Consider the following 13,349-nt stretch of genomic DNA (forward strand, 5'->3'; position numbering starts at 1 on the left):
GAAACGCAGCCGCGCCGTGGGCCGTCCTCGCGGAGGACCCACGGCGCGGTCGCCGTCCTTCAGGCGGTGCCGGTGATGCCGGTCAGCTGGTCGTCAGGGCGGTGTCGTCCACGACGAAGCTGGTCTGGAGCGAGGAGTCCTCGACGCCGCTGAACTTCAGCGCGACGGTGGAGCCGGCGAAGGAGGACAGGTCGAAGGTCTTCTGGACGTAGCCGGTGGCCTTGTTGAGGTTCGAGTAGGTCGCCAGCGTGGTGGAGCCGGCCGTGACGGTGAGCTTGTCGTACGCGGTGCTGGTGGTCGTCTCGGCCGTGTCGATGTGCAGGTAGAACGTCAGCGTGGCCTTGCAGCCGCTCGGAACGGCCACCGACTGGGACAGCGTGTCGGTGTGGGTCGAGCCGTAGCCGTCCAGCCAGGCCTTGTAGGAACCGCCGTGCGCGGCCTCACCGGTGTCGGTCGTGATGACACCGCTGCTGGCGGTCCAGGTGGTGTTGCCGGACTCGAAGCCGGGGTTGCCGAGCAACTGCTTGGCGGTGCAGGTGCCTCCGCCGCCCGACGAACTCACCGTCCAGGTGAACGTCGCGGTGCCGGTGGCACCGGTGCTGTCCGTGACGGTCACGGTGGTGCTGTACGTCCCCGCGGTCGTCGGCGTGCCGGTGACGGCGCCCGTCGAGCCGTTGATCGACAGACCGGCCGGCAGACCGGACGCCGCGTAGGTGAGAGAGCCGCTGTTGGTGCTGCTCGCCGCGATCTGCAGGCTCACCGCGGTGCCGACGGTGGCCGACTGGCTGCCCGGGTTGGTGACGGTCACTCCGCTCGTGGGCGGGGTGACGTGGCTGCCCACGTTGATGCCGGCGAACGCGTTGGCCACCCCGGCGTACTGCGCCGAGCCGGAACCGTAGAGCGCGGTCGCGGCGTTCAGCGCGGCGGTGCGGGCACTGGCGTAGTTGGTGCTGGACGTCATGTACGTCGTCAGCGCCTTGTACCAGATCTGGAGGGCCGCGGCCCGCCCGATGCCGGCGACGGCGACACCGTCGGAGGTCGGGCTGTTGTAGGTGACACCGTTGATGACCTTGGTGCCGCTGCCCTCGGAGAGCAGGTAGAACATGTGGTTCGCGGGGCCCGAGGAGTAGTGGACGTCCAGGTTGCCGACGCCGGAGTACCAGCTGTCCGCCGAGCCGCCGTCCTTGCTGGGCTTGTCCATGTAGCGCAGCGGCGTGCCGTCGCCGTTGATGTTGATCTTCTCGCCGATGAGGTAGTCGCCCACGTCGGAGGAGTTCGCCGCGTAGAACTCGACGCCGGTTCCGAAGATGTCGGAGGTCGCCTCGTTCAGGCCGCCGGACTCACCCGAGTAGTTGAGGCCCGCGGTGTTGGAGGTGACACCGTGGCTCATCTCGTGACCCGCCACGTCCAGCGAGGTCAGCGGGTGCGTGTTGCCCGAGCCGTCGCCGTACGTCATGCAGAAGCAGCTGTCGTCCCAGAAGGCGTTGACGTACGCCGAGCTGTAGTGGACGCGGGAGTAGGCCGCGACGCCGTTGTTCTTGATGCCGCTGCGCCCGAAGGTGTTCTTGTAGAAGTCCCAGGTCATCTGGGCTCCGTAGGCCGCGTCGGCGCCGGCGGTCTGGGTGTTGGAGCCGGCGCCGGTTCCCCAGGTGTCGTCGGCGTCCGTCATCAGGGTGCCGGTCCCGGAGGTGGCGTTGTTCAGGCTGTACGTCTTGTGGCCGCCACGCGTGTTGTCGGTCAGCTGGTAGGTCGAGCCGGACAGCGTGGTGTTCAGCGTCACGGTGCCGCTGTACTGGGTGTTGCCGGTGCCGGTCTGGACGCCTTCGTACCGGCTGAGTTCCTTGCCGGTGGTCGCGTCCGTGACGACGTGCAGCTTGCTCGGCGTGCCGTCGTCCTGGAGACCGCTGACCACGGTCTCCCAGGCGAGGCGCGGGGTGCCGGTGCCGGCCCAGATCACCTTGCGGGCGCTGTCGGCCGCGGGCTTCTGCGCCTTGAGCGCCTTGGCGGCCTTCAGTGCCTGGGCGCCCGCGGCGGTCCTGGTGAAGGACGCGGTGGTGGTGGCGACCTTGATGGTGTGCTTGTTGTTGAAGGTGGTGCCGACCGTTCCGGTGGCCCAGGAGGCGGGCGGGGTGTGGACGACCACGTCGCCGCCCAGCACCGGGAGTCCGGCGTAGGTGCGCTCGTAACGGGTGTGCAGGGTGCCGTCGTTGTCCTTGACGACGTCCTTGACGACCAGTTTCTCCTTCGGGCCGAGGCCGAGGAGACCGGCGGTGTCCGTCGTCCGCTGCGACGCCTTCGTCAGCAGGGCGGTGTGCTGGGCCGGGGAGAGCTTCGCTTCCAGCCCCCCGGTGCGCAGGGGGGTGGTGTGGGGGGCGGGGTCGGCGGCTGCCGGGACCGTCTGTATGCCGACGGCCAGGAAAGCGGCGGTGGCCACCAGGGCTCCGGCCGCGGTCGCCTGACGGGGGATACGTCTCACTCGTACTCCTACTGCTTCGGCCGCGGTCGGCGGCCGGTGACAGACCGGGCAGACGGGTGTGCTGTCCGGGACGAGCTGAGCAGGGGCGTGCGGGAACGCGACCGTGGGCAGGTCGGACGCGACCTGCCGTACAGGTGGGGGAAGGATTGCACTGTTGACCGATGCATGACATTGCCTCGCCGCCGATCGAGGGTTATCCCTACGCCGCGGCGAGGGAACACCCTGTCGGCCGCCGGGCAGCCGCACGTCACCGGCGTCCTCACGCCCCGCGTCTCGCCGGGCCGCGATGATCGTCCCGTCGTTTAATGAGTGCGTCGGAGGGTCCTCTTCCCCCGGGAGCAACGCATGGCGGCGACACAGGCCACTTCAGGGGGCGGGCAGGACAGGCCCGGAATGCTACGGCGGCTGGGCGAATGGTGTGCCCGCCACTTCGTGATCGTGATCGTGGCCTGGCTGGTCGTCCTGGCCGTGCTGCAGGTGCTGAACCGCTCGTTCGGCGGAGAGTACTCGGACAACTTCACCCTCCCCGGAGTGCAGTCCACGAAGGGCGTGGACGTCCTCAAGGAGCACGACCCGGCAGCCGGCGGTTACAGCAGCCAGGTCGTCCTGCGGGACACGCAGAAGCCGCTGACGTCCCTCAGTTCCCAGATGAACCAGACGGTCGGCGATCTGCAGAAGCTGCCGCACGTGCTGGCGGCGCAGAACCCGCTGCCGCCGCCGGGCTCGCAGTCGTCGGGACAGTCCCAGCAGCCGAACGTCGGACCGCTGTCCGACGACGGGAAGACGGCGTACATCACCGTCCGCTTCGACGTGCAGCCCTCGACGCTCGGCGACGACTACCTCCACGGCGTCGACAGCGCCGTGAAGCCGCTGCGGTCGGCGGGCGTCGACGTCGAGTACGGCGGTCCGCTCGGTGAGCTGGCCCGCCCCGCGGCCAACGACCGGATCAGCGAGGCGATCGGCTTCGCGGTGGCGATCGTCGTCCTGCTCGTCGGCTTCGGCAGCGTGATCGCCGCCGGCCTGCCGCTGGTGACCGCGCTGATCAGCGTGGTCGGCGGCCTGGCCTGTCTGGGCCTGCTGGCCGCCGCGTTCACCTTCGCGACCGTGTCACCGACCCTCGCCACCATGATCGGACTCGGCGTCGGCATCGACTACGCCCTGTTCCTGATCACGCGTCACCGGCAGAACCTCATCGACGGCACCGATCCCGTGCACGCGGCGGGACGGGCGACCGCGACCAGCGGCCGGGCGGTCCTCGTCTCGGGGTGCACCGTCATCATCGCCCTGGCCGGCCTGTCCGTCTCCGGCGTCTCCTTCATCAGCAAGCTGGGCCTCGCGGCCGCCGTCACGGTCGTCTCCGCCGTGGCCGGCGCGCTCACCGTCGTCCCGGCGCTGCTCGGCCTCATCGGCCGGCACATCGACCGCTACCACCTGCGCAGGCCCGTCGCGGAGACGGACGCCGAGCCCGGGCAGGCCGCTCACGGCACCTGGCACCGCTACGCCCAGCGGGTGGAGCGACGCCCCTGGTGGTTCCTCACCGGCGGTGTGATCACGGTCGTGGTGCTGGCCATTCCGCTGTTCTCCATCCAGCTCGGGCACATCGGGGACGGCGCGGACCCGACGTCCTTCACCGACCGGCGGGCGTACGACATCATGTCGAACGCCTTCGGACCCGGCTCCAACGGTCCGCTGACCGTGGTCATCGACCAGACCGACGTGCCGTCCGACCAGCGTTCGGCGCTGGCGTCGAACGCGAAGAAGGCCCTCACCGACGTGCCCGGCGCGGCCACCGTCACCCCGCTCACCGCCACCCAGGACGGCGACGTGCTGGTGGGCACCGTCTTCTCCAAACAGTCCCCGCAGGACCAGGTGACCACCGACCTGACGAACCATCTGGTCGACGACACCCTGCCGCAGGCCGTGTCCGGCACCGTCGCCAAGGGCTATGTCACCGGGACCACGGCGGCCCAGGTCGACTTCCGTGACATCGTCGCGAGCAGACTGCCGCTGATCATCGCCGTGGTCGTCGCCCTCGCCTTCATCATCATCCTGATCGTCTTCCGCGGACTGCTCGTCGCGCTCAAGGCGGCGGTGCTCAACGTCCTGTCCATCGCCGCCTCCTACGGTGTCGTCGTCGCCGTCTTCCAGTGGGGCTGGGGCGGGCCGTCGCTCGGGGTGGCGGGCAAGGTGCCCATCGAGAGCTACGTGCCGATGATGATGTTCGCGATCATCTTCGGGCTCAGCATGGACTACGAGATCTTCCTGCTGTCGCGGGTCCACGAGGCCTGGCTGCGCACCGGGGACGCCAAGGCGAGCGTCGCGCACGCCCTGGAGATCACCGCACGGGTGATCACCTGCGCCGCCCTCATCATGGTCAGCGTCTTCGCCGCCTTCATCCTGAGCGACAACATCGTCGTCAAGATGCTCGGACTCGGGCTCGCCGTGAGCGTGCTGATCGACGCGACCGTCGTACGGCTGCTGCTCGTTCCGGCCGTGATGACCCTGCTGGGCGCCCACGCCTGGTGGACGCCCCGGTGGCTCGACCGGATCCTGCCGCACATCGACACCGAGGGCGAACCCGCCCCGCGCGCCGCGGATCCCCCACGTCCGCCGGCCGGCGGGTGACACCGGTCGCGTGATCGTCGAGCGCGCGTACGCCCATCTCCCGGCCGGCCCCGGCCCGCAGGACGGCGCCGATCGGACCGTCTGGCCCTGGTCGGTGCCGTGTGTCCGGCAACTGCTCGACGAGGGCCTGCGGTTCACGGCGCCGGTGACCTTCCTGGTCGGGGAGAACGGGTCCGGGAAGTCGACGCTGGTCGAGGCGCTCGCGGAGGGGTTCGGCCTCGACTCCTACGGCGGTTCGCACGACTGGCGCTACGCCTCCGCCCGCGAGAAGTCGGCGCTCGGCGAGCGCATCCGGTTCGACGCGGCGCCCCGAGGCCGGCGCATGGCCACGAGCTGGGCGGCCCGCAAGGGCTTCTTCCTGAGAGCCGAGACCGCGCTGGACGCGCTCGGCAGGGAAGGACTCGCGCCCGAGTCGGTCAGCCACGGAGAGGGCTTCCTCGCCGCGTTCCGGGGGAAGTTCACGCAGGCGGGGCTCTACGTCCTGGACGAGCCGGAGGCCGCGCTCTCCTTCTCCTCGTGCCTCGAACTCGTCGGGCACATCGACCGGCTGGCGAAGGAGGGCGGCCAGGTCGTCTGCGCCACCCACTCCCCTCTCCTGACGGCGCTGCCGGGCGCGGACATCGTCGAGGTCGGCGACCACGGCATGCGCGGGGTCGCCTGGGCGGAACTGGACCTCGTGAACCACTGGCGCCACTATCTGGCCGACCCACAGGCCTATCTGCGGCACATCGTCGAACCCTGACGGCGTCCCCGTCCCACCGCCGGCCGGGCCGTCCACGGGGAACGCGGGGCGCGGGCGGCGGGCGCGGGCGGCAGACGGCAGGCGCGGGCATGGGCGGCAGGCGCGGGCAACAGGCGGCGGGCGCGGGCGGCAGACGCGGGCGTGGGCGGCAGGCGGCGGGCGCGGGCGGCGGGCGGCGGGCGGCGGGCGCGGAAAACCCTGGTGCCGCGTACCGGACGGATCCCTAGCATGGTCCGGTGCCGCACCTCGAACTGCTCCGCCCGGACCACGCCGCCGCACTGCTCGCGTTCGAGCGGGAGAACCGCGCCTACTTCGCCGCGTCGATCCCCGACCGCGGCGACGCCTTCTTCACCGGCTTCGACGCCCTTCACCGTGAGCGGCTGGCCGAGCAGGCGGCCGGCCTGTGCTTCTTCCACCTCGTGGTGGACGACACGGGCGCGGTGCTGGGCCGTGTGAACCTGGTCGACGTGGCGGAGGGCTCGGCGGACCTCGGCTACCGGATCGCCGGACGGGCGGCCGGGCGCGGACTCGCCACGGCCGCGGTGCGGGAGGTCTGCCGCCTGGCCGCGACCGCGTACGGACTGCGCACGCTGCGGGCCGCCGCAACCGTCGACAACGCGGCCTCCCGGGCCGTGCTGGCCCGCACGGGCTTCCTGCCCGCCGGTGACCTCGTCCTCAACGGCCGTCCGGCACTCCGCTTCACGCTCGCACTCCCGTCGGCGGGCCACGCGGCCCCCGGGGAGGACGGGATCAGGCCATCGGTTCGGCGGCCGGGTTGATCGGTGTCTGGTACGCACCGCTGGCCAGCATGCGCACCTCGCCCGCCGGGCTGATCTCGGCGCGCAGGATGCCGGTGGGATCGCTGTACACGGGATGGCCGCCAGGACCCTTGGTCTCCGTCCGTTCGACGATCACCTCGTCCGTGACCATGCGCGCGTCCGGTCCGGGATGGGTGAAGGTCAGCCGGTAGCGGTCCACGGTCTTCATGCAGGCCTCCCGCGCCGAAGCGGCAAAATAGACAAAAGGGGTACGTGTCCATGATGCCGCCAGATGTCCACGAGAGCAGCGCCGCTCCCGCCGACCGGACTCCAGGACGCCCGTCCGGCCGGAACGCCGGGCGCTTACTGTCGGTGACGCCCCTCGCCACCGGCCGCCGGGCAGTGTAGACATAGCACATGGTCGGACTATTGGGTCGAACCCGGGCTCAGTCGACCCGCCGCCACAGCACAGCGCACCGACAGCGTGGGTCACACGAAGGCAAGCACCGACGCGGCCCGTCCAGCGGGCTCCGCTCCGCACTCGGCGGGCGCAGTGTCGCCGGACAGGTCTTCGTGCTGCAAGTGGTCATCGTGCTGCTCCTGGTCGTCGCCGCGGTGGTCGCCCTCGTGCTCCAGGTGCGGCACGACAGCACCCAGGAGGCCCGCGGGCGGTCACTCGCCGTGGCCGAGACCTTCGCCAACGCGCCGGGCACCCGCGCGGCGCTCAGCGCCCCGAACCCGACCGCGCTGCTGCAGCCCAGCGCCGAGGCGGCCCGCAAGGCGTCGAAGGTCGACTTCATCGTCGTCCTGAACACCGACGCGATCCGCTACACCCACCCCAAGCCGGACCGGATCGGGAAGAAGTTCGTCGGGACGACCGCCCCCGTCCTCGCCGGGCACTCCATCACCGAACAGGTCAACGGGACCATCGGACCGCTCGTCCAGGCCACCGTCCCCATCAAGGCACCCGACGGCAAGGTCGTCGGCATGGTGTCGGCGGGCATCACCACGGCGAACGTCGGCGGCGCCGCCGACCGCCAGCTGCCCCTCGTGCTGGGCGCGGCCGGGGTGGCGCTCGCGCTGGCCACCGCGAGCACGGCGCTCGTGACCCGGCGGCTGCTGCGCCAGACCCATGGCCTCGGCCCGTACGAGATGACCCGGATGTACGAACACCACGACGCGGTGCTGCACTCCGTACGGGAGGGGGTGATCATCGTCGGCGGCGAGGGGCAGCTGCTGCTCGCCAACGACGAGGCGAACCGCCTGCTCGACCTGCCCCCGGACGCCGAGGCCCGGTGTGTCGAAGAACTCGGCCTCGACGCGGACACCGCCGAACTGCTCGCCTCCGGACGCGTCGCGACGGACGAGGTGCACCTGGTCGGCGACCGTCTGCTGGCCATCAACCAGCGGCCGACGGATCTGCGGGGCGGCCCGGCGGGCAGCGTCGCCACGCTGCGCGACTCGACCGAACTGCGCGCGCTCTCCGGCCGCGCCGAGACGGCCCGCGAACGCCTCAAACTCCTCTACGACGCGGGAGTCGGCATCGGGACCGGCCTGGACGTCACGCGCACGGCCGAGGAACTGGCGGAGGTCGCCGTTCCGCGGTTCGCGGACTTCGTCACCGTGGACCTGGCCGACGCGGTGCTGAGCGGACAGGACCCGGACACGGGCACCGGTCTGCGCCGCACGGCCTCCGGCGGCATCCGCAAGGACGCGCCGCTGTACCCGGTCGGCGAGCACATCGGGTTCATCCCCTCCTCTCCGCAGGCCCACAGCCTGCGCACCGGCGAGGCCGTCGTGGAGCCCGCCCTCGGAGGTGCCCCCGGGTGGCTGGACCAGGACCGCCCGCGCACGGCGCAGATCCTGGAGTACGGGATCCACTCCCTGATCACCGTCCCGCTGCGGGTGGGGCCGATGGTCATGGGCGTGGTGAACTTCTGGCGCTCCGAGAAGCCGGAGCCCTTCGACGCCGAGGACGTCACCCTCGCCGAGGAACTCGTGGCCCGCGCCGCGGTGTCCATCGACAACGCACGGCGCTACACCCGCGAGCACACGATGGCCGTGACGCTCCAGCGGAGTCTCCTGCCGCGCAGCCTGCCGGAGCAGAGCGCCCTCGACCTCGCCTACCGCTACCTGCCCGCGCAGGCGGGCGTCGGCGGTGACTGGTTCGACGTGCTGCCCCTGCCCGGCGCGCGGGTCGCCCTGGTCGTCGGGGACGTCGTGGGGCACGGACTGCTCGCCGCGGCGACGATGGGGCGACTGCGCACGGCGGTCCACAACTTCTCCTCGCTCGACCTGCCGCCCGACGAGCTGCTGGGCCTCCTGGACGAGCTGGTCGGCCGCATCGACCAGGACGAGCTGCCCGAGGGCGGTACGGCCGCGGTCACCGGAGCCACGTGCCTCTATGCCGTCTACGACCCCACGACCCGCCGCTGCACGTTCGCCCGGGCCGGGCATCCCCCGCCCGCGGTGGTCCGTCCCGACGGCAGCGTGGAGTTCGCCGACGTGCCCGCGGGGCCGCCCCTGGGTCTCGGCGGACTGCCCTTCGAGACGGCGGAGCTGGAGCTGGCGGAGGGCAGCCGGCTCGTGCTCTACACGGACGGCCTGGTCGAGGACCGGGGGCGGGACATCGACGTCGGTCTCGAAATGCTGCGCACCGCGCTGACCGGCGCCGACCGATCCCCGGAGGACACCTGTCAGGCCGTGCTGGAGGCCATGCTGCCGGCCCGTCCGAGCGATGACATCGCCGTGATCGTCGCCCGTACGCACGCGCTGGGTCCCGACCGGATCGCCGAGTGGAACGTGCCGGCCGAGCCCGCCGCCGTCGGTGAGGTGCGTGCCGCGGTCACCCGGCGCCTGACGGAGTGGGGACTGGACGAGATGGCCTTCACCACGGAGCTGATCCTGAGCGAGCTGGTGACCAACGCCATCCGCTACGGCAGCGGTCACATCGGGGTCAGGGTGCTCTACGACCGCACCCTGATCTGCGAGGTCCTCGACGGCAGCAGCACCTCACCGCATCTGCGGTACGCGGCCTCGACGGACGAGGGCGGGCGCGGCCTGTTCCTGGTCTCCCAGATGGCCGACCGCTGGGGCACCCGCTACACCCCCGAGGGCAAGGTGATCTGGGCGGAGCAGCCCCTGCCCTGACGGCGGCCGTCGGGGCGGCTACGAGGACGGCCGGTGAGCCGGCCGGATGCCACCGGAGCGGCGCGCGAAAGGGCCGGGCCCGGATGACCGGGCCCGGCCGGGAACCGCTGCGCCTCAGCCGGGTGGCCCCGGTCCCTCACCGGAGTCCCGTGTGTGCGCCGTACCGCTCACGCCCTCGCCGGCGCCGGAGCCCTCGGCCGGTACGAGCGAGGCCGCGCCGCCCTGGAGGCGCTCCAGGTCGGAGGGGCGCACCTGGATGACGATCAGGGCGACGAGGGCCGCGAAGACGGCGAAGGCGGCCGCGGCGACGAAGGAACCCGAGATGCCGGAGGTCAGCACCTGGTCGCTGAACGGCTTCGGGAGCTGTCCCGTTCTGCGGAACTCCAGCCGCTGCGCCGGGTTCGCGGTCGACAGGAACTTCTTGACCTGGTCCGTGGCCTCGTTGCGGCTCGCCGTGCCGAAGACGGTGACCAGCACCGACAGGCCGAGGGAGCCGCCCACCTGCTGGGTGGCGTTGAGGATGCCGGAGGCGGCGCCCGCGTCCTTCGGTGCCACGCCGGACACCGCCATCAGCGTCAGCGACACGAACTGGAGGCCCATGCCGAAGCCGAAGACGATGGTCGGGCCGAGGATGCTGCCGAGATAGGTGCTGTTGACGTCGGTGAGCGTCAGCCAGCCGAGGCCCGCGGCGGCCAGGATCGCGCCCACGGCCATGAAGGGTTTGGGTCCCCAGCGGGGCAGCAGGTTCGAGGCGAAGCCCGCGCCGATCGCGATGACCACGCTCACCGGCAGGAAGGCGAAGCCGGCCTTGAGCGGGCTGAACCCGAGGATGTTCTGCACGAAGAGGGTCAGGAAGAAGAACATCCCGAAGATGGCCGCGGACAGGCTCAGCATCATCGCGTAGACGCCCGCTCTGTTGCGGTCGCGGAACATCCACAGCGGCGTGATGGGCTGTCTCGACCGGCGTTCGACGGCGATGAACGCGATCAGGAACACCACGGCCGCACCGAAGGCGCCGAGCGTGATGGAGTCGCTCCAGCCCTCCTCCGAGGCCCGGATGAAGCCGTAGACCAGCAGCACCATGCCCAGCGTCGACGTGAGGGCGCCGAGGAGGTCGAAGTGGCCCGGGTGGCGCTCGGATTCCCTGATGAAGCGGGGGGTGGCGAGCACGATCAGCAGGCCGATGGGGATGTTGACGAAGAAGACCCATCTCCAGTCGAGCCATTCGACGAGGATGCCGCCCGCGAGCAGTCCGATCGCGCTGCCGCCCGCGGACACGGCGGCGAACACCCCGAACGCCCGGTTGCGTTCGGGCCCTTCGCGGAAGGTCGTGGTGATGAGGGACAGCGCGGTCGGCGAGGCGATGGCTCCTCCGACGCCCTGGAGCGACCGTGCGGCGAGCAACTGCCAGGAGTCCTGGGAGAGTCCGCCGAGCAGGGACGCGAACACGAAGAGCAGGACGCCGACCATGAACATCCGGCGGCGTCCGAGGATGTCCCCGGACCGCCCGCCGAGCAGCAGCAGCCCGCCGAAGGTCAGCGTGTACGCGTTGATGACCCACGACAGGTTCTCGGTGGAGAACCCGAGGGCCGTCTGGATGTGCGGCAGCGCGATGTTCACGATGGTGATGTCGAGGACCACCATCAACTGGCACGAGGCGATGACGAGAAGGGCGATGCCGCTTCCTCTGCCCCGCTGCGGAGAGTCGGCGGACTCGGAGGATGTCACGTGATCGGCCGTCATGGAGAGGGCCCCGCATCTAGGGTCGGCGACGAACGTGCATGGTCACCCAACCGACGTTATGCCCGACCGCCCGACCTCACCAATCGATCTTCGTCTCCGCCCGGAGACCCCGTCTCACCTGGCCAGTCGTCCCAGCAGGGAGGAGGCGGACAGGATGCCGAGGGCCGCGGCCAGGACGAGGACGCCGTAGTCGAGGGCCAGGTGCGCGTGGGTGCCGAGCAGCAGCCCGCGCAGCGCGTCGACCTGATAGCTGAGCGGGTTGACCTTGCTGACGACCTGGAGCCAGCCCGGCATGACCGCCACCGGGTAGAGCGCGTTGGAGCCGAAGAACAGCGGCATCGTGATGGCCTGGCCGATGCCCATCAGCCGGTCGCGGGTGAGAACGATGCCGGCGATCGTCATCGAGAGGCACGAGAAGAAGGCCGAGCCGAGGATGACGGCCACCGCCACCCCGAGCAGCCGCAGCGGGTTCCAGGTCATGGCCACGCCGAGCAGCGCGGCGATCACCACGACCACCACGGCCTGGATGAGCGCCTTCACCCCGGCGGCGAACGCCTTGCCGGTGATGAGCGCGGAGCGGGGCGTGGGCGTGACGAGGAGCTTGGTGAGGATCCCGGCGTCCCGCTCCCAAATGATCATGATGCCGTAGAAGATGGCGATGAACATCGCGGACTGGGCGATGATCCCGGGCGCGAGGTAGTCGAGGTAGGGGATCCCGCCGGTGGGGATGGCGTGGATGCGGGTGAAGGTCTCCCCGAAGATGAGCAGCCACAGGGCGGGCTGGATCGCCCGCGTGTACAGCTCGGTCCGGTCGTGCCGGAGCTTCTGGAGTTCGACCGCGCACATCGCGGCGACCCGGGCGGGCAGCACCCGCCAGCCCGTACGGGCGCGGGGCGGGACCACGAGCAGGTCGAGGTTCGTGAGCGGGGTTGCTTCAGCCGACGCGGGAAGCGGTGCGGCGGGTGCTTCGGACATCCCTGAATTCTCCTGAATGGTCGTCGAGTCCACTGCCGGCGATGTCCCGGAACACGTCCTCCAGCGTGGGCAGTTCGCCGTCCCCGGTGGTTCCGCGGCGTTCGCCGAGGCCCTTCCTGAGCTGCTCCGGGGTGCCGAGGGCGCGGACGCGTCCGCGGTGCATCAGCGCGACCCGGTCGCAGTACTGGTCGGCCTCATCCATGTAGTGGGTCGTCACGAGGACGGTCATGCCGGTGGCGGCGCGCACCGCGTTGATGTGCTCCCACACGCTGGTGCGGGCGATCGGGTCGAGGCCGATGGTCGGCTCGTCGAGGATCAGCAGCCGGGGTGCGCTGACCAGCGCCTGGGCCAGCTCCAGCCGGCGGACCATGCCTCCGGAGTACGTCTTGGCGAGCCGGTCGGCGGCATCGGTCAGGTCGACCGCGGTGAGCGCCTGCTCGACCCGGGCGGCGCGCTCACGGCGGGAGACGTCGAAGACACGGGCGAACAGTTCGACGTTCTCCCTGCCGGTGAGCCCGGAGTCGGCGGACAGCTGCTGCGGGACGTAGCCCAACAGGCGGCGTACGGACATCTGTTCCCGCGTGGCGTCGTGCCCGAAGACGCGGACCCTGCCGGCCGGGACGGGCAGGAGGGTGGTGATGCAGCGGATGGCGGTCGTCTTGCCCGCGCCGTTGGGTCCGAGCAGGCCGAACACCTCGCCGTCGCGCACGTCGAGATCGAGGCCGTCGACCGCGGTGGTCTCGCCGAAGGCGTAGACGAGCCCGGAGCACGACACGGCGCTCGGCGCGGCGGCCGTCCCGCCGGCCACCCCGGGCGTATGCGCCGTACCGGCGGCCTCGGCGGGTGCCTCCTGCCCGGCGGCCGCCGTGCCGTCCCGCCG

Annotated in this window: 9 protein-coding genes; 4 read left to right on the forward strand and 5 right to left on the reverse strand. The window is 71.2% G+C overall.

Annotation, left to right across the window (positions count from 1 at the left end):
* Positions 1–82: 82 nt before the first annotated feature.
* Complete coding sequence (locus tag B0675_RS29440) at positions 83–2,476, reverse strand: M4 family metallopeptidase (protein WP_179165466.1); 2,394 nt, start codon at positions 2,474–2,476, stop codon at positions 83–85.
* A 345-nt stretch (positions 2,477–2,821) separates the two neighbouring features.
* On the opposite strand from B0675_RS29440, the gene B0675_RS29445 reads away from it, so the two are divergent.
* From B0675_RS29445 to B0675_RS29455, 3 genes are all read left to right on the forward strand, one after another.
* The gene (locus tag B0675_RS29445) at positions 2,822–5,101 is read left to right on the forward strand and encodes an MMPL family transporter (RefSeq protein ID WP_081222640.1); all 2,280 of its coding nucleotides are present in this window, start codon (positions 2,822–2,824) and stop codon (positions 5,099–5,101) included.
* Between the two features lie 10 nt (positions 5,102–5,111).
* A complete protein-coding gene (locus tag B0675_RS29450; RefSeq protein WP_081222641.1) occupies positions 5,112–5,843 on the forward strand; it encodes an AAA family ATPase in 732 nt (243 codons plus the stop codon).
* A gap of 236 nt (positions 5,844–6,079) precedes the next feature.
* Positions 6,080–6,622: a GNAT family N-acetyltransferase gene (locus B0675_RS29455; RefSeq protein ID WP_081222642.1), complete on the forward strand. Its 543-nt coding sequence runs from the start codon at positions 6,080–6,082 to the stop codon at positions 6,620–6,622.
* On the opposite strand, the gene B0675_RS29460 is transcribed toward B0675_RS29455, so the two are convergent.
* The gene (locus B0675_RS29460; RefSeq protein WP_081222643.1) at positions 6,594–6,830 is read right to left on the reverse strand and encodes a DUF6296 family protein; all 237 of its coding nucleotides are present in this window, start codon (positions 6,828–6,830) and stop codon (positions 6,594–6,596) included. The two genes, B0675_RS29455 and B0675_RS29460, sit on opposite strands and share 29 nt — an antisense overlap.
* 188 nt (positions 6,831–7,018) lie before the next feature.
* Here B0675_RS29460 and B0675_RS29465 point away from each other — a divergent pair, with 188 nt between their 5' ends.
* The gene (locus B0675_RS29465; protein ID WP_081222644.1) at positions 7,019–9,751 is read left to right on the forward strand and encodes a SpoIIE family protein phosphatase/ATP-binding protein; all 2,733 of its coding nucleotides are present in this window, start codon (positions 7,019–7,021) and stop codon (positions 9,749–9,751) included.
* A gap of 114 nt (positions 9,752–9,865) precedes the next feature.
* Here B0675_RS29465 and B0675_RS29470 read toward each other — a convergent pair whose 3' ends face one another.
* The 3 genes from B0675_RS29470 to B0675_RS29480 form a co-directional block, all read right to left on the reverse strand.
* Positions 9,866–11,494: an MFS transporter gene (locus B0675_RS29470; RefSeq protein WP_081222645.1), complete on the reverse strand. Its 1,629-nt coding sequence runs from the start codon at positions 11,492–11,494 to the stop codon at positions 9,866–9,868.
* Between the two features lie 114 nt (positions 11,495–11,608).
* Positions 11,609–12,469 carry an ABC transporter permease gene (locus B0675_RS29475; RefSeq protein WP_081222646.1) on the reverse strand — a complete coding sequence of 287 codons (861 nt, stop codon included), beginning with the start codon at positions 12,467–12,469 and terminating at the stop codon, positions 11,609–11,611.
* Entirely contained in the window at positions 12,429–13,277 is an 849-nt protein-coding gene (locus B0675_RS29480) for an ATP-binding cassette domain-containing protein (protein ID WP_241540105.1), read from the reverse strand. Before B0675_RS29480 ends, B0675_RS29475 begins: the two co-directional genes overlap by 41 nt.
* Between the last annotated feature and the right edge of the window lie 72 nt (positions 13,278–13,349).

This window comes from Streptomyces sp. M41(2017) (genome assembly GCF_002078175.1).
Lineage (GTDB): Bacteria > Actinomycetota > Actinomycetes > Streptomycetales > Streptomycetaceae > Streptomyces.

Coding starts and splice junctions, on each gene's coding strand:
- B0675_RS29445 (WP_081222640.1), top strand. CDS start 2,822: ATGGCGGCGACACAGGCCACTTCAGGGGGCGGGCAGGACAGGCCCGGA.
- B0675_RS29460 (WP_081222643.1), bottom strand. CDS start 6,830: ATGAAGACCGTGGACCGCTACCGGCTGACCTTCACCCATCCCGGACCG.
- B0675_RS29465 (WP_081222644.1), top strand. CDS start 7,019: ATGGTCGGACTATTGGGTCGAACCCGGGCTCAGTCGACCCGCCGCCAC.
- B0675_RS29470 (WP_081222645.1), bottom strand. CDS start 11,494: ATGACGGCCGATCACGTGACATCCTCCGAGTCCGCCGACTCTCCGCAG.
- B0675_RS29475 (WP_081222646.1), bottom strand. CDS start 12,469: ATGTCCGAAGCACCCGCCGCACCGCTTCCCGCGTCGGCTGAAGCAACC.